The sequence below is a fragment of the Aquabacterium sp. genome, assembly GCF_036279675.1.
GTDB lineage: Bacteria > Pseudomonadota > Gammaproteobacteria > Burkholderiales > Burkholderiaceae_C > Aquabacterium.
Map to the genome: position 1 here is coordinate 1 of NZ_DASUIS010000110.1, position 20,947 is coordinate 20,947.

26 protein-coding genes are annotated in these 20,947 nt (G+C 61.9%); 10 read left to right on the top strand and 16 right to left on the bottom strand.

Annotated features, from left to right (window positions below; genetic code table 11):
* Positions 1–2,508 (top strand): efflux RND transporter permease subunit (locus tag VFW93_RS12990; protein WP_329694411.1); only part of this gene is annotated, 2,508 nt, incomplete at its 5' end.
* Positions 2,509–2,534: 26 nt separating this feature from the next.
* A complete protein-coding gene (locus tag VFW93_RS12995) occupies positions 2,535–2,984 on the top strand; it encodes a hypothetical protein (protein WP_329694412.1) in 450 nt (149 codons plus the stop codon).
* Between the two features lie 13 nt (positions 2,985–2,997).
* Here the strand turns inward: VFW93_RS12995 and VFW93_RS13000 are convergent, their stop codons facing one another.
* Entirely contained in the window at positions 2,998–3,882 is an 885-nt protein-coding gene (locus VFW93_RS13000; protein ID WP_329694413.1) for an acyl-CoA thioesterase II, read from the bottom strand.
* A gap of 98 nt (positions 3,883–3,980) precedes the next feature.
* Here VFW93_RS13000 and VFW93_RS13005 point away from each other — a divergent pair, with 98 nt between their 5' ends.
* Positions 3,981–4,388: a YkgJ family cysteine cluster protein gene (locus VFW93_RS13005; RefSeq protein ID WP_329694414.1), complete on the top strand. Its 408-nt coding sequence runs from the start codon at positions 3,981–3,983 to the stop codon at positions 4,386–4,388.
* On the opposite strand, the gene arsA is transcribed toward VFW93_RS13005, so the two are convergent.
* The 7 genes from arsA to VFW93_RS13040 are packed head-to-tail and all read right to left on the bottom strand — an operon-like array spanning position 4,389 to position 10,637.
* Positions 4,389–6,380, bottom strand: coding sequence for an arsenical pump-driving ATPase (gene arsA, locus VFW93_RS13010; protein WP_329694415.1), 1,992 nt, complete (start codon positions 6,378–6,380; stop codon positions 4,389–4,391).
* Between the two features lie 50 nt (positions 6,381–6,430).
* Positions 6,431–7,705, bottom strand: a complete 1,275-nt coding sequence (locus VFW93_RS13015; protein WP_329694416.1) for a hypothetical protein — start codon at positions 7,703–7,705, stop codon at positions 6,431–6,433.
* A gap of 10 nt (positions 7,706–7,715) precedes the next feature.
* Complete coding sequence (gene arsB / locus VFW93_RS13020) at positions 7,716–8,735, bottom strand: ACR3 family arsenite efflux transporter (RefSeq protein WP_414639672.1); 1,020 nt, start codon at positions 8,733–8,735, stop codon at positions 7,716–7,718.
* 36 nt (positions 8,736–8,771) lie between these two features.
* On the bottom strand, positions 8,772–9,275 hold the full coding sequence (locus tag VFW93_RS13025; RefSeq protein ID WP_329694418.1) for an arsenate reductase ArsC: 504 nt from the start codon (positions 9,273–9,275) through the stop codon (positions 8,772–8,774).
* Between the two features lie 8 nt (positions 9,276–9,283).
* Complete coding sequence (locus VFW93_RS13030) at positions 9,284–9,778, bottom strand: arsenate reductase ArsC (protein WP_329694419.1); 495 nt, start codon at positions 9,776–9,778, stop codon at positions 9,284–9,286.
* An 8-nt stretch (positions 9,779–9,786) separates the two neighbouring features.
* Positions 9,787–10,272, bottom strand: coding sequence for an ArsI/CadI family heavy metal resistance metalloenzyme (locus VFW93_RS13035; protein ID WP_329694420.1), 486 nt, complete (start codon positions 10,270–10,272; stop codon positions 9,787–9,789).
* Positions 10,273–10,283: 11 nt separating this feature from the next.
* The gene (locus VFW93_RS13040) at positions 10,284–10,637 is read right to left on the bottom strand and encodes a helix-turn-helix transcriptional regulator (RefSeq protein ID WP_329694421.1); all 354 of its coding nucleotides are present in this window, start codon (positions 10,635–10,637) and stop codon (positions 10,284–10,286) included.
* 103 nt (positions 10,638–10,740) lie between these two features.
* Here VFW93_RS13040 and VFW93_RS13045 point away from each other — a divergent pair, with 103 nt between their 5' ends.
* The gene (locus VFW93_RS13045; protein WP_329694422.1) at positions 10,741–11,532 is read left to right on the top strand and encodes a hypothetical protein; all 792 of its coding nucleotides are present in this window, start codon (positions 10,741–10,743) and stop codon (positions 11,530–11,532) included.
* Between the two features lie 57 nt (positions 11,533–11,589).
* Here the strand turns inward: VFW93_RS13045 and VFW93_RS13050 are convergent, their stop codons facing one another.
* The 3 genes from VFW93_RS13050 to VFW93_RS13060 all read right to left on the bottom strand — a co-directional run bounded on the left by VFW93_RS13050 (position 11,590) and on the right by VFW93_RS13060 (position 13,161).
* Positions 11,590–12,036, bottom strand: coding sequence for a PRC-barrel domain-containing protein (locus tag VFW93_RS13050; RefSeq protein ID WP_329694423.1), 447 nt, complete (start codon positions 12,034–12,036; stop codon positions 11,590–11,592).
* A gap of 88 nt (positions 12,037–12,124) precedes the next feature.
* Complete coding sequence (locus tag VFW93_RS13055; protein WP_329694424.1) at positions 12,125–12,310, bottom strand: hypothetical protein; 186 nt, start codon at positions 12,308–12,310, stop codon at positions 12,125–12,127.
* A 119-nt stretch (positions 12,311–12,429) separates the two neighbouring features.
* Entirely contained in the window at positions 12,430–13,161 is a 732-nt protein-coding gene (locus VFW93_RS13060; RefSeq protein WP_329694425.1) for a Crp/Fnr family transcriptional regulator, read from the bottom strand.
* 238 nt (positions 13,162–13,399) lie between these two features.
* Between VFW93_RS13060 and VFW93_RS13065 the strand changes: the two genes are divergently transcribed.
* Complete coding sequence (locus VFW93_RS13065; protein ID WP_329694426.1) at positions 13,400–14,035, top strand: PAS domain-containing protein; 636 nt, start codon at positions 13,400–13,402, stop codon at positions 14,033–14,035.
* Positions 14,036–14,084: 49 nt separating this feature from the next.
* A complete protein-coding gene (locus VFW93_RS13070) occupies positions 14,085–15,107 on the top strand; it encodes a phospholipase A (protein WP_329694427.1) in 1,023 nt (340 codons plus the stop codon).
* A 20-nt stretch (positions 15,108–15,127) separates the two neighbouring features.
* Here VFW93_RS13070 and VFW93_RS13075 read toward each other — a convergent pair whose 3' ends face one another.
* The 4 genes from VFW93_RS13075 to VFW93_RS13090 all read right to left on the bottom strand — a co-directional run bounded on the left by VFW93_RS13075 (position 15,128) and on the right by VFW93_RS13090 (position 17,628).
* Positions 15,128–15,679 carry a hypothetical protein gene (locus VFW93_RS13075; RefSeq protein ID WP_329694428.1) on the bottom strand — a complete coding sequence of 184 codons (552 nt, stop codon included), beginning with the start codon at positions 15,677–15,679 and terminating at the stop codon, positions 15,128–15,130.
* A gap of 171 nt (positions 15,680–15,850) precedes the next feature.
* On the bottom strand, positions 15,851–16,483 hold the full coding sequence (locus tag VFW93_RS13080) for a response regulator transcription factor (protein ID WP_329694429.1): 633 nt from the start codon (positions 16,481–16,483) through the stop codon (positions 15,851–15,853).
* Positions 16,480–17,289 carry a GGDEF domain-containing protein gene (locus tag VFW93_RS13085; protein ID WP_329694430.1) on the bottom strand — a complete coding sequence of 270 codons (810 nt, stop codon included), beginning with the start codon at positions 17,287–17,289 and terminating at the stop codon, positions 16,480–16,482. The genes VFW93_RS13080 and VFW93_RS13085 overlap by 4 nt, the downstream gene beginning before the upstream one ends.
* Before the next feature lie 180 nt (positions 17,290–17,469).
* Entirely contained in the window at positions 17,470–17,628 is a 159-nt protein-coding gene (locus tag VFW93_RS13090; RefSeq protein ID WP_329694431.1) for a DUF3309 family protein, read from the bottom strand.
* 194 nt (positions 17,629–17,822) lie between these two features.
* On the opposite strand from VFW93_RS13090, the gene VFW93_RS13095 reads away from it, so the two are divergent.
* A complete protein-coding gene (locus tag VFW93_RS13095; RefSeq protein WP_414639673.1) occupies positions 17,823–18,029 on the top strand; it encodes a glycine zipper 2TM domain-containing protein in 207 nt (68 codons plus the stop codon).
* A gap of 9 nt (positions 18,030–18,038) precedes the next feature.
* Here VFW93_RS13095 and VFW93_RS13100 read toward each other — a convergent pair whose 3' ends face one another.
* Positions 18,039–18,758: a Crp/Fnr family transcriptional regulator gene (locus VFW93_RS13100; RefSeq protein ID WP_329694433.1), complete on the bottom strand. Its 720-nt coding sequence runs from the start codon at positions 18,756–18,758 to the stop codon at positions 18,039–18,041.
* Positions 18,759–18,927: 169 nt separating this feature from the next.
* Here VFW93_RS13100 and VFW93_RS13105 point away from each other — a divergent pair, with 169 nt between their 5' ends.
* From VFW93_RS13105 to VFW93_RS13115, 3 genes are all read left to right on the top strand, one after another.
* Positions 18,928–19,470, top strand: coding sequence for a sterol desaturase family protein (locus VFW93_RS13105; RefSeq protein WP_329694434.1), 543 nt, complete (start codon positions 18,928–18,930; stop codon positions 19,468–19,470).
* 67 nt (positions 19,471–19,537) lie between these two features.
* A complete protein-coding gene (locus tag VFW93_RS13110; protein WP_329694435.1) occupies positions 19,538–20,689 on the top strand; it encodes an OmpA family protein in 1,152 nt (383 codons plus the stop codon).
* 13 nt (positions 20,690–20,702) lie between these two features.
* A complete protein-coding gene (locus tag VFW93_RS13115; protein WP_329694436.1) occupies positions 20,703–20,945 on the top strand; it encodes a hypothetical protein in 243 nt (80 codons plus the stop codon).
* Positions 20,946–20,947 lie beyond the last annotated feature (2 nt).

The window sequence follows — 20,947 nt, forward strand, 5'->3', positions numbered from 1 at the left end:
GGCAGCAACACCAGCGGTGGCTTCCTGCAGGCCAATGGCCGCGAATACCTGGTGCGCCAGATCGGCCGCACCAACCGCCTTGATGACCTCAAGCAGGTCGTGGTGGGCACCGTGCGCGGCCAGCCCATACCGCTCATGCAGGTGGCGCAGGTCAGCCTGGCGCCCGCCAACAAACGGGGTGATGCCAGCTACCAGACGAAACCAGCCGTGATCCTGTCCGTGCAAAAGCAACCGGGTACGGACAGCGTCAAGGTCACGCGAGGGGTCGAGCAAGCCGTGGCCGAACTCGCCCGCTCGCGCCCCGGTGGTATGGCATCGCCCCAGTTCCTGTTCAGGCAGGCTGACTTCATCGAACACTCGGTGCGCAATGTGGAAGAGGCCTTGCGCGATGGCGCGGTACTGGTGGCCGTGGTGCTGTTCCTTTTCCTGCTCAATGTGCGCACGACGCTCATCTCGCTGACGGCCATTCCCTTGTCCTTGCTGGTGACCGCACTGGTGTTTCACTACATGGGCCTGTCCATCAACACCATGACACTGGGCGGCCTGGCGATTGCCATTGGCGAACTGGTGGACGATGCCGTGGTGGGCGTGGAGAACGTGCTGCGGCGCCTGCAGCTCAACCGCCTGCTGGCGGTGCCCAGGCCTGCCATCGAGGTGATTGCAGCAGCCACGCTGGAGGTGCGCTCGGCCATCGTGTACGCCACCTTCATCATCGTGCTGGTGTTCGTGCCGCTGTTCGCGCTGCCCGGCATCGAGGGGCGCCTGTTCACGCCATTGGGCCTGGCCTACATCGTATCCATCCTGGCCAGCATGATCGTGTCGATCACGGTGACGCCCGTCCTGGCGCACTACCTGCTGCCCGGCTTGATCAGGCGCATGCCCGACCAGCACCAGGACACGCCCCTGGTGCGCCATCTCAAACAAGCTGACACCCGCTTGCTGCACTGGTCCTTCCAGCACGGCCGCGCCCTGCTGGCCCTCGCGGCCCTGGCCACCGTGGTGGCCGCCGTGTCACTGGCCTGGATGCCCCGCGCCTTTCTGCCGCCCTTCAACGAAGGCACCTTGACGCTGAGCCTGCAACTCAACCCCGGCACCTCGCTGGCCGAGTCCGATCGCATCGGGCGCCTGGCCGAGCAACTCATCGCCAGCGTGCCTGAGGTGACCCAGGTCGGGCGACGCACAGGGCGCGCCGAACTGGACGAACATGCCGAAGGCGTACATGCGTCCGAGATCGATGTAGACCTGCGCGACTCGGCCCGTACCCGCGACCAGATCCTGGGTGACATGCGCGAACGCCTGGCCGTCCTGCCCGCGGTGATCAGCATCGGGCAACCCATCTCGCACCGGCTGGATCACCTGCTGTCTGGTGTGCGTGCCCAGATCGCCCTGAAGGTTTATGGCGATGACCTGGACACGCTGCGTGGCCTGGCCACCGATCTGCAAGGTCGCTTGAGGGCCATCCCGGGCCTCACCGATCTGCAGATCGAAAAGCAGGTGCTCATCCCGCAACTCAAGATCCACCTGGATTACGAAGCCGCTTCGCGCCTGGGTGTGCCACCTGGCCAGGTCCTGCGCGCCCTGCAGGAGCTGATCGAAGGCGAAAAGCTGGGCCAGGTGCTGGAAGGCAACCGACGCTTCGACATGGTCATGCGCCTGCCTGAAGCGCAGCGCCAGGCCACCCAGCTGGCATCCGTGCTGATTGAAACACCCAACGGCCGCGTGCCGCTGTCGCAACTCGCGCGCATCGAAGATGGCGACGGCCCCAATCAGATCAGCCGCGAGAACGCCCGCCGACGCATTGTGATATCGGCCAACACCGCAGGCCGCGACCAGGCCGCCGTGATCAAGGACATCCGCGCCGCGCTGGCTGCTCAGCCTTTGCCGCCAGGCTACTTCACCGCGCTGGAAGGCCAGTTTCAGGCGCAGGAACAAGCCGCGCAACGCATGGCCTGGTTGAGCGCCATCTCGATGCTGCTGATCTTCATGGTGCTGTACAGCCGCTACCGCTCGGCCGTGCTGAGCGCCATCATCATGTGCAACATCCCGCTGGCACTGGTAGGTAGCGTGGTGGCCTTGTGGTGGTCGGGGCAGCCCTTGTCGATTGCCGCACTGGTGGGCTTCATCACGCTCACGGGCATCGCCACGCGCAACGGCATCCTCAAGATCAGCCACTACATCAACCTGTGCCTGCATGAGGGCGAGACCTTCAGCCAGCGCATGATCGTGCGGGGCTCGCTGGAGCGCCTCACACCCGTGTTGATGACCGCGCTCGTGGCCGCCTTCGCGCTGCTGCCCTTGCTGCTGTCGGCATCGGCGCCGGGCAAGGAAATCCTGCATCCCGTGGCCGTCGTCATCTTCGGCGGGCTGATCAGCGCCACCCTGCTCGACACCCTGTTGACCCCGGTGATGTTCTGGCTGTGGGGCCAGGCACCACTGGCGCGACTGCAGGCCGAAGCCACTCAGGCCACATCAACGACATCCACAACGTCATCCACCACGAGTTTCTGAGCCTCGCCCTATCCAAGGAGAACCACATGACCCGCACTTTCATGCATCGCCGCCACATCCTGCAAGCCATCGCCGCTTCTTCATTGATCGGTGCCATGGCCTGCGCGCCCACATGGGCTCACGACGACGCCTACCTCGATACCGTGAAAGCACCGCATGGTGGCCAACTGCGCATGGCCGGCCCTGTGCACCTGGAGCTGGTCCTCAGCAAGACACCTGTGGAAGCCAAGGACAAGCCCATCGAGGTATACGTGACGGACCATGCCGGCAAGACCCAAGCAACAGCAGGCGCCAGCGGCACCATCACCATCCTGTATGGCAAGACCAAGGTCACCGCCACACTCAAGCCTGATGGCGACAACAAGCTGATCGCTCAGGCAAGCTATGCCTCCACGCCCGATATCAAAGCCATCGTGAGCGTGACAATGGCGGGGCAGCCAGCGCAACAGGCGCGCTTCACACCCATGCGCCCATGATGAGCGAGCTGGCTCAGGCCTTTCGGATCCAGGGCCTCACCATGCCCTCCTGCATCACCGACGCCACCAGCTTGCCATCACGGGTGAAGAAGCGCCCCTGGCACAGGCCTCGCGCGCCACTCGCGCTGGGTGAATCAAACACATAGAGCAGCCAGTCATCGAGACGGAAATCACGGTGGAACCACATGGCGTGATCCAGGCTGGCCATGCGCACCTCACCGCGGAACAGACTCAGCCCATGCGGCGCAATGGCCGCCAGCAACAAGCCGTGATCGGATGCGTAGGCGAGCAAGGCGCGGTGCAAGGCCGCGTCATCGGGCAAGGTGTCCATGGCGCGCACCCACAGGGCAATCTGCCCTTCGCGCTTGGGTGGATTCATGAGATCCACAGGATCAACCGGGCGGTACTCCAGGCCCCGTGGCGCCAGGGTCTTGTCATGAAAGTACGGCGGCAGATGCGGGATGATGGCCTGGCGCAAGGCATGCTCGCTTTGCAGCCCCTCCGGGCCCGCCACCTGTGGCATGGCCGCCTGATGCTCGACACCATCAGACGATGTCTGAAAAGACGCGTTCATCTCGAAGATGATGTTGTCACCCTGGCGGGCCACCACGCGCCGCATGCTGAAGCTGCGGCCATCACGCACACGCGTGACTTCGTAGTCGATCGGGGCATGCTCGCCTGGCAGCAGGAAGTAGGCATGCAGGGAGTGAACGGGCCTGTCCGCATCAACCGTCAGCTGAGCAGCCTGCAAGGACTGCCCGAGCACCTGCCCGCCGAACACGGCCGGCGTGCCAATGTTGTCGCTCTGGGCGAGGAAGTGATCGTGGCCTGCGGCACGCAGCTCCATCAACTGCCGCAATTGGTCAAGCTGCTGACGGGCGTAGGTGGAATCGGTCATGGGTACAAATGCAAAGGACAAACAGGTGAAGACAGTATGCAGGCATTGCAAGGCCTTCACTTGGGCACAATACAGCCTGCCGCGTTTCGCCCCTTGCCATGAAGTCCTCCATCTACCTCGTCGACGTTGACCGCACTGACACCTGGACCCGCTACCGCAACGGTCTGTGCGACAACTGCGTGGCCAATTGCTGCACCATGCCGGTGGAGGTGAAGCTGCCCGATCTCGTCAGGCTGGAGCTGGTGGACCCGTTCGAGGCAGAACATGAAGCGCCCAAGCAGATCGCCAAGCGCCTGATGAAGGCCGGCCTGATTCAGCACTTCAACTTCAAGTACGAGATCTTCACCCTGGCTCGTCGCGCCAATGGCGACTGCCACTTTCTGGACGCGACCACGCGCCACTGCAAGGTCTATGAGAAGCGGCCCAACACCTGCCGCAAACACCCGCAGGTCGGGCCCAGGCCCAACTATTGCCCCTTCGGTGCCAAGGCAGCGCCCGGGCGTTGATCAGGACGACAGCAATGCCGACAAGGCCGCCAGACCTACTGGCGCCTGAGGCAGCCACGGCACCGCAAAGGTCTTCTTTGCCAATCCGCCGTTCAGTCTGGCCATCTGCCTTTGCTCGCCTGCCAGCCGAGCCTGCAGCAAGGGATCATGCGTGCCGGCGGCCAGGATGGATTTGTTGACCACCCAGGCATAGGGCTCTATGTGCGCGCGCCTCAGGTCATCCTGCAAGGCCGCGGCTTGCGATACCGGGGTCACCTCCGGCAGCGTGACCAGAATGATGCGGGTGTAGCTCGCATCCTGCAGGCGCATCAGGGGTGTGACCATGTGCACGGCGGCCTTGCCTTCAAACTCGCGCGTCATCTGCCGGTGATAGGCACCCGTGGCATCCATCAACAACAGCGAATGTCCGGTGGGCGCCGTGTCCAGCACCACAAAGGCACTGCGCGCTTCGCTGACCGTGCGCGAGAACGCATGAAACACCGCGACCTCTTCCGTGCAAGGCGACTGCAGATCCTCCAGCAGCAAGGCCCGCTCCTGGGCGTCCAGGCGAGACCCGCGCGCGGCCATGATCTTGTCGATATAGCGTTGCGTTTCCACCTTGGGGTCAATGCGCCCCACCTGCAGACCGGGCAACTCGCCTTCCAGCGTCATGGCCAGGTGCGCGGCGGGGTCGGTGGTGCTCAGGTGCACCGCATGGCCCTTCTTTACCAGACCGATCGCCAGTGCCGCGGCGATGGTGGTCTTGCCGACACCGCCCTTGCCCATCACCATGATCAGGCCGCGACCTGCTGCGGCCAGTTCGTCCACGAGCTTGTCGATGTGATCGGCTGGCAGCTGTGCATCTTCACCTGCGGTCGTGCGCTTGTCGGGCTGCGCCGCGGCCGGATTCAACAGGGCACGCAAGGCGGGCAGGCCCACGGTATCAAAGGCACGAAGGGGCACGACGGACTGGGGCAAGGCCCGCAAGGCATCAGGCATGGCCTCCAGGGCTTGTTGCCCCAGGTCCTCGATGGCTTGGGCTACCTCATCGTGTGGATCACTGGCTTTGAACACGCCATTGATCACCAGGCGCTGCTGGTTCAAACCCAGCACGCGCAACTCGTCGGAGGTGCGCGCCGCCTCGGCCAGCGCGCTGCGGTCGGCACGCGCCACCAGCACGATCGTCGTGAGGGTCTCGTCGCACAAGGCCTTCAAGGCGGCATTGAAGCGGGTCTCCTGCATCTTCAAGCCCGAGTGGGGGCCCAGGCATGACGCGCCACGATCGTTGTCCTTGAGGAAGCCGCTCCAGGCCTTGGGCAAGCTCAGCAGCCGCAAGGTATGCCCGGTGGGCGCCGTATCAAACACGATGTGGTCGTAATCGGCCGCGTCACCCGCCAGCAGGTTGGCGAACTCGTCAAACGATGCGATCTCGGTGGTGCAGGAACCAGACAGCTGCTCTCGCACCGTGGCGCGTTCAGCCTCGGTAGTTTGCTCGCTCATCTGCGCCAGCACGCGCTGGCGGTAGGTCTCGGCCGCCACGTCGGGGTCAATGTTGAGCACCGACAGCCCCGGGGCACCAGGCACCGCTACCGGCACGTTGCGCAATTCGATGCCCAGCATCTCGTCCAGGTTGGATGCGGCATCGGTGCTGACCAGCAACACCTTCTTGCCCGCATCGGCCAGCGTCAAGGCTGTGGCCGTTGACAGGGACGTCTTGCCCACACCGCCCTTGCCCGTGAAGAACAGGTGCCTGGTTGGTCGATTCAAGAAACCCGGCAGGTCTGGCCGCAACCACGCTTCAACCTTCTCATGCGAAGGCAGGCCACCGCTGTGCACGACCTGGCCCCCGATCATCACGGCTGGCGTCGCCTTTACCCCAAGGCGCTGGATGTCTTGGGGCTGGTCAATTTTCTTGATCGATACAGGAACACCAGCGGCGCTGGCTACGCGCTCGATCATCTCGATGGTGGCGCGGCACTTGCTGCAGCCCAGGCCCAGAACGGTGACTTCCATGTCGATGATCCTTACGTTGAAACGGAAACAGGCCCAACTTGAGCTCAGGCTCAGGGCACCACCACCACGGGCGCAAAGCCACCACCCTGCGTGCGGAAGTTGGTTGTCTGGCCTGCGTACATGCGAGCTGCCAGTAACTGGACCTGCCCAGCATAGGCGTAGGCACGAACATCAAACTTGAGGTCGCTCAAGACGCCATCGACATCGACCAGACGCTCCCCCGGCAGCACGATCTCCTGAGCGACGTATCCGCCGGCGGTGATCTCGGCCCATACACGCCGCGTCAGTTTGTCGCCACGGTAGACGGCCTTGCCACCATAACCTGAATCGGGTTTGAAAAACCACTGACGGCGTTGCGCCCATAGTGTTGCCGCATTGTCTGCGTTGACTTGCAGCGCGAGTGGCACCACCGCAGCCAGCACCCGTCGATCTGCTTCGCACACACCCCACGCCTGCAACAAGGCCGCGTCACTGAGCGTCACCAGGTTGCGCTTTTCCGCATACAAGGCATGTGCACGCGGGTGGGGAGACATCACCACCGCACCCGCCTCATACGCTTGACGCAAGGCTGCATGACCTGGCTCGGTCAAGTAAAAATCTGTGAGGCGGTTGTAGACCATGTCGATCACCTGACCACCCAGCATCAAGCGCCCATCGTGCCACTGCAACGCTTGCGGCGACACCACATGGGCTTGCACGCCACGCTGCATCAACAGGTGACGACACAGCTCGAATTCGGGGTACAGGTACTGCGCGGCGGGCTCATCGTCCACGATGACCACCCTTTGCAAAGGCATCTGCCCCCTCTGCAGCTGCCATTCGCTGGCGAACATGTCCATGAATGTGTCGTCCAGGCGCAAGCGAGCCGGATCAGGCATGAACGCCCAATCCATGCCTTCGCAGCAGGACTGCTGCGCGCGTGCGAGCACCGCATTGAGCATCGCACCGCCCGCATTGGTATTGACCTCGATGAGCCTGGGCCCTCGCGCGTCAAGGTGGAAGTCATACCCCATGAACATGCCCACCGGGCCGAAGGCGTGTGCAGCCAGTGCCGGCGCACGGGCCAATGCCTGAGCCTGGTAGGCGGGTAGGGCCATGACGCGCTCCAGCGCCTGCACCGCAGCGTCAATCTGCGCCACGACAGATTGGGCAAGAAAGACCACCGTTGACGAAAACAAGTGCGGTCGGGTCAACGCCCAGTCGCCCGCCATGCTGGCCAGACCGGGATCCTGTGCCAACTGTTGCTGCAACTTGCCAGCGTCCAGCGTTCGGCAGTAACAATGCTTGTTGAGTGCTTCGGCCGTCGTCTGAGGCAAGGTGTTCATGGCGGCAAGCCTATTGATGCTCGTACCATCCCTTGCTCTGGTTCACCACGCGAACCACCAGCAACATGACGGGCACCTCGATCAACACCCCCACCACGGTGGCCAGGGCGGCCCCGGACTCGAAGCCAAACAGACTGATCGCCGCGGCGACAGCCAACTCAAAGAAGTTGCTGGCGCCAATCAACGCTGAAGGACAGGCCACATCGTGGGTCTCGCCAAGTCGTCGGTTGAGCCAGTAAGCCAGCGCAGAGTTGAAGAACACCTGAATCAGGATGGGCACGGCCAGCATGCCGATGACCAGCGGCTGCTTGATGATGGCCTCACCCTGGAAGGCGAACAACAGCACCAGGGTGGCCAGCAAGGCCGTGATGGACCACGGACCGATCCTGGCCAAGGCGGCATCCAGTGCCGCCGGCCCCCGAGCCAGCAAGAACTTCCTCAGCATCTGCGCCAGGGCAACGGGGATCACGATGTAGAGCACCACGGAAGTCACCAGGGTGTCCCAGGGCACCACGATAGAGGACAATCCCAGCAGCAGGGCCACGATGGGCGCAAAGGCAAACACCATGATGGTGTCGTTCAGCGCCACCTGTGACAAGGTGAAAAGCGGGTTGCCACCGGTGAGACGGCTCCACACAAACACCATGGCCGTGCAGGGCGCAGCGGCCAACAAAATCAAACCTGCGATGTAGCTGTCAAGCTGCTCCGCAGGCAGATACGGCGCAAACAGATGCCGCACAAAGAGCCATCCCAGCAAAGCCATCGAAAACGGCTTGACGGCCCAGTTGACAAACAGCGTGACGCCGATGCCCCGCCAGTGCTGTTTGACCTGCGACAGACTGGCGAAGTCCACCTTGACCAACATGGGGATGATCATCACCCAGATCAGCACGCCCACGGGCAGGTTGACCTTGGCGACCTCCATCTGACCGATGACATGAAAGACACCAGGCCATATCTGGCCCAGTGCAATGCCGATCACGATGCACAGAAAGACCCAGACAGTCAGATAGCGCTCGAACACGCTCATGGGGGCGGCAGTGGACTTGGTCATGTTGTGCTCTTGTCAGCTACGGGCAATGTCATTCAAGGCCTGCAGCAAGGCCTCCTGGCTCATGGTCTCCAGTGGCAGCGCCAGAAGCTGCAGCATCTTGTAGCCAATGGCTTGACGCGTCAGCTCGAACGCGCGGCGCTTGCCTTCATCGCCGCCCTCGGCGTTGGAGGGATCCGGATAGCCCCAATGCACTTTGACGGGCTGCCCCTTGCCACCGAAGAACACGGGGCAGGCTTCGGCGGCGGCGCTGTCACACACGGTGATGACGATGGACAAAGGCGGCGCGCCATCGGCACTGAACTCGTCCCAGCTCTTGCTGCGATAAGCGGACGTGTCGATGCCTGCGTTGTTGAGCGCTTCGATGGCAAAGGGGTTCAGACGCCCGCTGGGGGCGCTGCCCGCACTGTGCGCCTTGACATCCTTGCCCAGTTTGGCCGCCAGGTGGTTGAGCATGCCTTCAGAGAGCACGCTGCGGGCCGAGTTGTGTGTGCACAGAATCAGAACGTGAGTGGTCATGACGGACTTCAAATTTTGCCGATGGCGTTGAGTTGGGACTGAATGGCCAAGGAATGGAGGCTCTCGGGCGGCAAGGCCAGCATCAGTTCAATGCGACGCTTGAGAATATGCGCAACCTCATGGAAGGCCCGGCGCTGCTTGGCTTCATCGCCATCGACCCCTGCTGGGTCGTACACCCCCCAGTGAGCGGTCAGAGGCTGGCCGGGCCATATGGGGCAGACCTCGCCAGCGGCGTTGTCGCAGACAGTGAAGACGAAGCTCAGGGCTGGTGAGGTAGGCTTCGCAAACTCGTCCCAGCTTTTGCTGCGATAGCCTTCTTGGGCCATACCCAGATGCTGCAGCACATCCAGAGCCATAGGGTGAACCTCGCCTTTGGGATGGCTGCCCGCCGAATACGCCGTGAAGCGGTTAGCCCCCAATGCGTTGAGGATACCCTCAGCCAGAATCGACCGTGCCGAGTTGCCCGTACAAACAAACAGCACGTTCATCAACTGCTCGCTCATGACCCACCTCAGCAGCAGGAAGATTTGACAGGAATGCCGATGGGCTTGCCCGTAACCTTGGGCGTGGCCGTGGGGGTGCAGCAGGCACCCGCCTCATCGGCTTGTGCAGGCTCGCCTTCACGGAAGACAGGAATGTTGCCCAGCGTCTGGAAGTGCTCCCAGGGCAAGCCTTGTGGATCGACCACCCAATGCTTGTCGCTGCGCGCATAGCAGCAGGTGGTGGCCCCTTCGTCGATCAAGGACAGGTCGGCGGCTTGAGCTTGCGCCTTCATGGCCTGGAGATCCGCCGCGTTGTCGACCTGGATGCCCAGGTGATCCACACCGGTATGGCCATGGCCACGCGTGGAGATGGCGAAGTTCACTGCCGGCTCGTCAAGCATCCACTTGGCGTAGTCCGCTTCAAGGCGGCTGGGCTGGGCGCCAAACATCTTCGAATAGAAGTCGACGTTGCGGGCCAGATCGGTGACATGCACATGGACGTGAAAACGCTTCATGATTTGCTCCTTCAGCAGGTGACGCAAGCCCGCTTGCGCGCAGGCTTGCCAGTCGATGAATCGACGGTTGGTGCACAGGGCTGGCCCTGGCAGCAATGCTCGGTGAGGTAACCCAGGAGGCCATCCATGTGGTCGAACGCAGCGCGGTAGATCAGATGGCGACCATCCCGCTCCTGGGTCACCAGGTCAGCATGGGTCAGCTCCTTGAGATGGAAAGACAAGGTGGTGGCGGCCGCATCCAGGGCAACCGCCAGATCGCCCGGCGTCATGCCTTGCGGCCCCGCTACAACCAGGGCGCGGAAAATCCGCAAACGCAGTGGCTGAGCCAATGCGGCGAGGGACTTGATGACGGCGCTTTCTTCCATTGTTCAATAATGATTGAATTATTGAACCGTGTCAAGCACCTCTGTCTTGATGCACTCAGGTAGAGTTCGCGCAGATTCGTTTCACACCCCGACACGCCAGGCCATGACCAGACTGCAAACTCAATGGCACCGCCTGTATGCCTCACAGGCCAACGCTGACCAGATCGACACCAGCCCCGAGGCCTCCATCGAGCTGACCGATGCCCAGGGCCAGGCCCGTGCGATGGTGCTGGAGCTGTCTCGCCCGGCCGAATGGGCCCCACTGGCTACCCTGTGGCACGGCGTACAGGCCGATCTGGGCTGGCCTGCTCCGGCCATCGCGATCAATGGGATTGATGGCTATCAGTTGTGGTTCTCGTTGCAAACGCCTGTCGAGCTTGCCCAGGCCTCGGCGGTGCTCCACGCCCTGTGCGGGCGCTATCTGCCGGATGTGGCGCCGCATCGGCTCCGCCTGATGCCCAACACACACACTGCATCAACCGAGGCAAGCCAGCATGCTGTTTGGATGCCGGGCGTGCCCGTACAGGCCGATCAGTGGTCCGCTTTTGTCGCGCAGGATCTTGCCCCGGTGTTTGCCGAGACCCCTTGGCTGGACGTACAACCCAGCATGGAGGGGCAAGCCGAGTTGCTGTCTCGGCTGCACAGCATCCCTGCCGAGGCTTTTCAGGCGGCCCTGGATACCTGTCGGCAACCTGCCCAAGGCGCATCCGCACCACATGACATCCCGCGATCGCAGGCATCAGCAGGCACGAACGCCGCTCGAGCAGACAACCATGACGACCCGAGACGCTTTCTGCTGAACGTGATGAACGACACCACCGTGGCACTGGCCCTGCGCATTGAGGCTGCAAAGGCCTTGCTGCCCTATGCGCACCATGACAAAGGCCCTGGCTGAAGCCAAGGCCTGTCCTCCCCGCGCCATGCCTTGCGAGACATGGCCTCATCTACGTGACTAGCTGTGCAACTGATCAGACACCGGCTTGCTCACACCATAGAAAGCGTGAATGCTGCTGGCCCACACCGGATTGGCCATATCCGGCCAATTGTTCTTGTCAAACCCCGGGGCGTCCTCAAGACGATCCTTCTCGACGTTCAGGACAAAGCGCTTGTCATCCACGTCCAGCGTCAAGGCGGACCAAGGCACCGCAAACAGCTTGCCGCCCATACCCATGAAGCCACCGAAAGACAGCACGGCGTAACTCACCGCGCCGGTTCGCATGTCCAGCATGATCTCCTTGATCTCACCCAAGTCCTCTTTGCTCTGGTTGTAAACGTCCGTGCCGATCAAGGTCTCGGCGCCCATCAGATCAGGGCATGCGCCATCGTGCTCGACACCACCTGCCTGATTGGCACCTTTGTTTTTGTAAATGCCGAACTTGTCGCGCTCAAAGTAGTTCATCGTCATCTCCAGTCAATCCGAACGCCTTGCTGGACGTTCACCGAGGAAGAGGCGACAGCGCTGCCATCACCCCACCACCCTCACGCCATCAAGGGGTCGTGCCGGCGTTCTTGTGCGGCGCAGGCGTACTCACACCGCCCTTGCCCTTCTGACTCTGCCCCTGCTTGGGCGGCACGCTGGCGCCTGGCGCATTGATGTCCGCACGCTGGCCAGGCTTCGCTTGATGCTGACCGGTTTCAGGGGCGCTGTTGCTTTTGGTTGGTGTCTTGTTCATATCGAACCTCACGAGTTGGTTAAGCCATGTGCCTCTGCTCGGAATGGAGCAGGACGCCCAACCTTTATAGGCACGCGCCACACAGCCGTCGGTTCGCTATCGCACAGGACGGTGATCAATCAAGAAGTGGCAGGCAGCTCATACCGAATCATCAGCAGCCTGTCGTACTCACGCTTGACCACGCCATAACACTCGCAACTGCGTGTGGCCAGGCCTGTCCTGTCCAGCACCAGGATGCGCCCCCGTGCATACCGGATGACACCGTCACGCTGGAGTTTGATGGCCGCCTCGGTCACCCCCTCGCGCCGCACGCCCAACATGTTCGCGATGGTCTCGTGCGTCATCAGGATCTCATCGCTGCCCGTTCGATCGGTGATCATCAACAACCAGCGGCACAACTGCCTGTCCAGCGTGTGCAAGCGATTACATGCGGCCGTCTGGGCCATCTGCGTCATCAAGGCCTGCGTGTAACGCAACAACAGATGAGGTACAAGGGTCGACGATTTGAACTCCGCCAACAGCACCTTCGCACTCATGCGAAAGGCCTTGCCTGAACTCAGCACCACAGCCTGGTTGAGCGTGGTGTCGCCGCCGAGGAACAAGGTGGTGCCGATCACACCTTCCTTGCCCACCACCGCCAGCTCGGAGGTAGCCCCGTTCAAGGTCACATACATCTTGGACACGATGCCGCTGACCGGGAAGTAAACATGCTTCACGTGGCTACCTGACTCATACAACACCTGCCCTTGCGGCAGATCTACCGGTTCGAGGTGTGGCAACCAGCGTGACCAGTCCTCATCCGGCAAGGCTGCCAGGAGCAGGTTTCTGCGGGTATCGGACGAAATGGCCATCTGCTTGCCCCGTGAGAGTTACACCATCTTCAGGCCCATTGCGTCGACGGGCCAGCGCAGTGTAGTGAGCTCTGCGGGATGCCTATGTACGCAAACGCACAGCCAAGGAAATGGGGTGGGGGATTGACTTGGCCACCGCCGTGTGTTGAGTTGTCCCACGCTGGCCCGGTATGTGCGCTACCGCACCGACCCTGGCCGCCTGATGGACTAGGCTTTCCGGAAACAAGGCATCACACGCATGACGCACGCCCCCGCCGAGATCAACATGACCACACCCACCAATCAACTCATACGCCTGGGCGACTTGCGACAACGGGCTCATGCCCGTCTGAGCGGGCTCACGCCCTCGGCCAACCTCGCTGCCAGCGCCACCGCGGCACTGGGCGTCTTGCACGAGCTGGCGTCTTCACCGGAAACAGCCGCCGACGCACTGGCACTGTTGCACGAGTTGCAGGTCCATCAGGTCGAGATCGAGATGCAATCGGAGGATCTGCGCGCCGCGCTGGCGGAGGCTGACGCCGCGCTGCAGCGACAAGTGCAATACCTCAACGCCATGCCCGTCGCCTGCGTCAACATCGATGCATCCGGAAGGCTGCTGGCGATCAACCAGATCGCAGCGCATTGGCTGGGCCTTGATCAGGCGTATCTGCAAGGCCAGACGCTGGGGGCTTACACACCGCCATTGGGCTCTGCCGACCTGCACCAACAGATCCAGGCCATTGATCACGGCCTGACACCCAGGTCCTGGCACACCGCCTTGTTGACCGACAACCACGAAGCCAGGCCACTGCTGGCAGCCGTCAGTGCAGACCCGGCAAACCCGGGCCACTACATCGTGGCCCTGATGCCAATGCCCGCCGGTGCGGAGCACTGACCAGGTGCCGCGCCTTACCCGAACACACCAACCGTACCGCATCACATGCATGGCCCTGGTGGCCTGCATCGCCGGCCACCAGGCCAGCATGGCGCAGACGCAAGTCGACATGCGCGCTTGCCTGGGCATACCCGATGCAACAGCCCGCCTGGCTTGCTACGACCAGCAAGCCGGGCAACAGGCCATGGTGACACTGCCCACATCAGCCGCAGTCAAGCAAGACACCCCGATCACGGCCACCGCCACATCGGACAGCTTCCTGTCACGGTACTGGGAACTGGGTAGCCAGGACAAGCGCGGCACCTTCAACTACACCGCCTACCGCCCCAACTACTACCTGCCCCTGCGGGCCATGCGATCGGTCAACCAGCATCCGGAAAGCCCCACGCGTGGCACGACGGTTGACCTGCCGCACTACCAGCATAGCGAGACCAAGTTTCAACTGTCCATGCGCACCAAGGTGATGGAACAAGCCTTCCTGCCGGATGCCGACCTGTGGGTAGCCTATACGCAGCAGTCCATGTGGCAACTGTGGAACCAACAAGCCTCCGCACCGTTTCGCAACAGCGACTTCCAGCCCGAGTTGATCTACGTGTTACCCACGCCTGGCGCGCTTCGCACCTGGCCGATGGGATGGAAGTGGCAGATGGCCCAGTTTGGCCTGGTACATCAGTCCAACGGCCAGACGGGCGCCTTGTCTCGCAGCTGGAACCGCATCTACGCGGCCATCGGGCTGGAGCGAGCCGATGTCACGGCACAGGTGAGGCTGGAACAACGTCTTGAAAAGAGCAGCCGCCAGAGTGACGACAACCCCGACATCGTCGATTTCATGGGCCGTGTGGAAACGCAGCTGACATGGTCGCCAGGCCGCTCCACTGCCGCCTTGTTGTGGCGCCCCTCGCTGAGGGGGCGAGGCCTGATTCAGTTGGACTGGACCTACCCCGTCTATAACGACCGCCCGGATGGCCTGCGTTGGTACATCCAGGCCTTCGAGGGCTTTGGCGAGACCTTGATCGACTACAACTTCAAGCAAACCAGCCTGGGCTTCGGCCTGACCTTGTTCAAGTTCTGAGGTCTCGCGGCACGCTCAACTCAGTTGACGCCGTACTGCGCCTTGGCTTGAGCCACGCAGTTGGACTTGGCATCACCCGAGAGGGCATTGCACTTTTCAGTGGCCACCTTGTAGTCGGCATCGCGCTTGTCTGATGCGGCATCGTGCCTTGACTCGCCGATCTCCTTGCCCAGCTTGGCATCAGCCAGCGCCTTGGTTTCGATGGCCTTGGCCTCTTCCACGCACACGTCCTTGGCATTGCCAGCCTTGTCATCGCACATTTCCTTGGCGATCTCATAAGCTGCTTCGGCCTTGGCCACCTTGATCTTGGTAGCGTCTGACACCTTGCCCGTACGCGCATATTCCAGCTCGGCCAGAGCAACCTTCTCCTTGCCCTTGGCTTCTTCGATGCAGACGTCCTTGGCATTGCCAGCCTTGGCGCCACATGCGGCCTTTTCATTCTTGTAGTCCGCACCGATACGCGCCTTGCCCGCCTGGAAGTCAGCCTTGCTGATGGTGGCTGCCTGCACCAATGGGCAGAGAAGCAATGCCACGACGGCCACAGACAGATTCGCGTTGATGATGTTTTTCATGATGGTCCTTGGTGATGAAACAAAGTCATGCTCCTTGTTTCCACCCCCCATGACCAGCAGACATGGCCGCGACCTGATGTAGGACTGCGCCTACCTGCCGCCGGATCAGTCCTGCACGCTGTCGCGCAAGTCGCTGATGGCGCGTGGCGTGCTGTTCACGCACACTGCGGCCTACTGCATCAAGCCGTTCTTCATGGCGTAGTAGGTCAGCTCGCTGTTGGATGCAAGCTTCAACTTCTCCATCACACGTGTGCGATAGGTGCTGACCGTCTTGACGCTGAGGGACATGCCATCTGCCGTGCGGCCCACCGTGGCGCCACCCGCCAGGTGCAGGAACACCTGGAACTCCCTGTCAGACAAGCGCTCATGCAAAGAGGCTCGGCTCTCACAGGCCCACCCTTCGGCCAGTTGCTCTGCAACGGATGCCGAGATGTACCTGCGGCCTCGGCCAACGGTTCGAATGGCCCCTATCAACTCTGCCGGTTCGCAGCGCTTGCTCAGGTAACCACTGGCCCCATGTCTCAGTAGCGCCATCGCGTAAGGCTCCTCGGGCAAGCCGCTGAGGATCAACACCGGCAGGTCTGGCATGCGCGCCTTGATCGCCAGAAGCACATCCACCCCGCCACATCCCGCCATGGCGATGTCCAGTACCATGACATCCAGTGGCGCCGCGCGTGCGATGTCCAGTGCTTCCTGCCCGCTGCTGCCCTCGCTCACCACCTGAAAGTCAGGCTGCGAGCCCAGAATGTGGCGCAGGCCAGCTCGGACCACCGCGTGGTCATCCACGATGGCAATGCGAATCACGGATGGCGCCCCTCTGGTCCGTGCTGATCCTCGGACTCGAAAAAGGCATAGCCGGTCAGCTCTCTCTTGGCCTGGTACATCGCCATGTCGGCACCATGCAGCATGGCCTCGGTCGTGCTGCCAGCGCCAGGCAATATGGCGATGCCGATGCTCGGGTGAATGGTGACGAGCAGATCGCCGATCCGGATAGGAGCGGACACCGTGTCATACACCTTGCAGGCCAGCCGACTGAGATGCCGTCTGTCCTTCACGTCCAGCAACAGGCATGCGAACTCATCGCCGCCGACCCGTCCGACCACGTCGTCCGCACGAACGGCACGGGACAACCTCGCCGCGATGATGCCCAGCAACTCGTCACCCGCGGCGTGTCCATAGCTGTCGTTCACGCCCTTGAAACCGTCCAGGTCCACAAAGAACACAGCCAGGCTCTTGTGTCGTTCGGCCGCCACTTCCAAGGCCAGACTCAAGCGCTGGTGAAAATGATGGCGATTGGGCAGCGACGTCAGGCTGTCATGCATGGCCTGTTGATGCGCCACCATCATGCCCGCCTGGCTGCCTGCCAGCTCTGCCCTGAGTTTGGCCAGATCGGCCCGGGCGTCGAACGCGTGCATCTCCAGCTGCCACCTCCTGGCGTGTTCATGCATCACCAGCTCCTGCAGGCGGTCCAGCGAGACCACGCAATCGTGGGCCAGGCTGCGCATCCACGCTTGCATCGCGTCATCACACGCCGGGTGCCTCACGCCCTCTTCCAGATCCTTCAGCCTGTGCTTGAGCGCATCAAACCACGTGGCAGGAGAAGCCGCCATGGGAGCACATGTCAGCACCGGGGACAGCACTGCGAGTGGTCTGGGTGCGGGCTTGGTCTCAGGGCCCCACGACGGTGGTGCGCCGGTCGCTGTAAGCCTGCCCTGTGGCAAGGCATCTTCAGAATGATTGAGCATGATGGCCCTTCCTTTTCAGCGCGATTCAAAGCGAACCGCGACGGGCTACAAACGCCCTGTCACCAACAGGATGATGACAATGAGCACCAACAGGCCCAGCCCCCCACTGGGGAAGTAGCCCCACCCTCGGCTGTGAGGCCAGGTCGGCATCGCGCCAATCAACATCAGAATCAAGACAATCAGCAAAACAGTGGCGAGGCTCATGGCCTTCTCCTGGGTATGTCGACAACGACGTTCATGCCAGTCTGATCAGCACCGCCCCCTCTGACTGTCTGATAGCGCACAAAGGCCATGCTTGCCTGATTTGCCGCATGCATGTGTTTGCTGGCGCACAGACATGCTCGATGCCTGCCTCTACAACCGGCACAGCACTACAGGAGCACGAGATGAACAAACAAATGCCCGCATGGCTGTTGATGGCCACGACGCTGGTTTACCTGGGCGGTTGCAGTGGCATGTCCGCGCGAGACCGCAACACGGCAGGCGGCGCAGCTGTTGGTGGGGCCGCAGGTGCCATCCTGACCGGCGGCAGCGCGGCGGGCACCATCGGGGGCGCCGCTGTGGGCGGCGTGATCGGCAATCAGGTCGATCCCAACAAGAAATAGACGGCGTGCCTACACCGCCATGCGATTGGGCAACAGGCGGTCGTATTCCTTCTTGACAACGGCGTAGCACTCGCACGTCCGCTCTTCCAGGCCGGCTCGGTCCAGCACCTGGATACGACCGCGCGCATAGCTGATCAAACCCATTTTCTGCAGTTTGAGTGCGGCCTCCGTCACACCTTCTCGCCGCACACCCAGCATGTTGGCAATGAGCTCCTGCGTCATCACCAATTCATTGCTGTTCAAGCGATCCAGGCTGAGCAGAAGCCACCGGCAGAGTTGACGTTCCAGCGAGTGGTGCCGGTTGCAGACCGCGGTCTGGGCCATCTGGGTGATCAAGGCCTGCGTGTAGCGAAGAAACACATGCATCACGGGGCCGCCCAGATTGAACTCGGCCTTCAATGCATGGGCTCCCAGCCTGTAGCCGTAGCCAGCGCTTTGCACCACACCTCGACTGGGCGTGGAGTCCCCTCCCATGAACAGCGAGATGCCGACAACACCTTCGTTGCCCACCACAGCGATTTCCGCCGAGGCACCGTTCTCCATGACATAGAGCAAGGACACGATCGCCGTCACAGGGAAATACACATGTCGCAGCGTGCCCCCTGACTCATAAATCACCTGCCCAAGTGGCATCTCGACAAAATCGAGATGAGGCCGCAGACGCTGCCACTCAGGCTCGGGCAACACCGCCAACAAGTGATTCTTGCGCGGATCAGGATTCATCGCCATCCATAACTTTCTAATTTGACTCTGCACTCACCGTGTCACCCATGTCACCCATGTCACCCATGTCACCCATGTCACTATAGGCAGCGGCGATGAATCGGTATGTTCGCCAACGCACAGACCCCGGCATGTGATGAACCTAGCTTGTGCCCATGAAAGGGATCGACAAGCCATGCGCTTCTTCCACATTGAACACAGCCGAACGGCCTATATCGCCGACTTCTGTCTTTATGGCCTCGTCGTGCTGGGGATGGCCTTGCTTCTGGTTTTCTACACGCCCGTTCCACAAAGGCGCAGCGCATCGCTGTTCGCGTTCGTGGGGCTCATGAGCTGGTCCTTGCTTGAGTATGCGCTGCATCGCGTTGTTTTGCACGCATGGCCATTATTCAAGGCCATGCATGCTGCGCACCACGAGCGGCCCACGGCGTTGATCTGCACGCCCACCATCATCAGCGCCACCCTCATAGGCGGACTGATCTTTGTCCCCTCGTTGTTGACGCTGAACCTGTGGCACGCCATCGCACTGACATTCGGCGTCCTGGCAGGCTATCTGGCTTACGCCATCACGCACCACGGCATACACCACTGGCGGACCGACAACCGCTGGCTCAAGCATCGCAAGTACCGGCACGCGCTGCACCATCGGCCCAACTCTCCTCACGCGTGCTATGGCGTGACGAACAGCTTCTGGGACCGGGTGTTCCACACGGACTAGGTACGGCAACGAACAGACACAAGTGGAGGTCTCGCCTACAACCGAACCCTCATCACGAAAGCACACCATGACATCCATCCCAACGTGGCGCGCCCTGGGTTTATCAGGGCTGGGACTGCTGGCGTTTCAAGCGCAGTCACAAGAGCAATCCTTCTACTATGGCGGCCTGTCTGTCGGCCAGTCACAAACCAACCTTGAAGAAGACCACATCACCCAGAGTCAGACCGGCAACAGCCTGACGGTGACGGACATCAGCCGCAATGAGCGTGACACCGCCTACAAGCTGTTCGCGGGCTACCAGTTCAACGAGTTCTACGCCATGGAGGGTGGTTACTTCACGCTTGGCAAGCCCCACTTCACGGCCAGCACCTCACCCGCTGGCACCCTCCACGGAGAAGTCAAGCTGCAAGGCTGGAACCTCGATCTGATCGGCATGATGCCCTTCACCCCCTCGCTCTCCGGCTTGGCCCGTGTGGGCGTGCATTCCACCAAGGCCAGCGATCAATTCCGCGGCACTGGCGCCGTGGTGCCGGCAGACCCCAGCCCCAGCGAGCGCCACACCAGCTACAAGTTTGGCGCGGGGTTGCAGTACGCGATCACGCCATCCATGCTGATCAGAGGCGAGCTGGAACGCTATCGCGTGGCCGATGGCATGGGCAACCGCAATGGCGTCAACGTGGCTTCGCTGAGCCTGGTGTTCCCGTTTGGCCGCTCATCACCGCCGGTCAGGCATGCCTTGGCCGAACCAGCCTATGTCGCACCCATCCCGATGCCCGCCGAGGCGCCTGCTGCCGGCACGCCCCCACCCATGGTGATGGCCGTGGCAACGCCAGAGCGCAAGCGGGTGACCTTCTCTGCCGAGTCACTTTTCGGTTTCGACGCCTCGCAGGTTCAAGCTGATGGCAAACGTGCACTGGATGGCTTCGCCAAGGAACTGGAGGGCACCTTGTTCAGCGTGATCAACGTGGAAGGGCACACCGATCGACTGGGCTCGCAGACCTACAACCAACACCTGTCGGAGCAACGCGCGGAGGCCGTCAAGAACTATCTCGTGGAAACCGGCAAGGTCGATGCCGGCAAGATATCCGCCACGGGCAAGAGCGAATCGATGCCCATCACCAAGCCCGAGGATTGCAAGGGCAGCAAGCCCACAGCCCGGTTGATCGAGTGCCTGCAACCAGATCGCCGAGTCGAGATCGAAGTGGTCGGTACACGATGAAGGAGGCATGATCATGAACACAGGCAATCTGTCATCGCCCAGCTGGAGCACATCTTCCTTTGGCCACGGCTCCGATACCTCGGCAGGCGAGCTGGCCACACTGGGCGCCCATCTCGATCTGTGCAGGCGAGCCAGTGGCAAGTTGTTTTTGCTGCAATGTCATGCGGAGTCCATGAAGGGCTTCATGTCATCACGGATCGTGACCACACTGGTCCTGTTCGTGCTGGTGATCGGACTTGCATCGGTCATTTTGTAGAA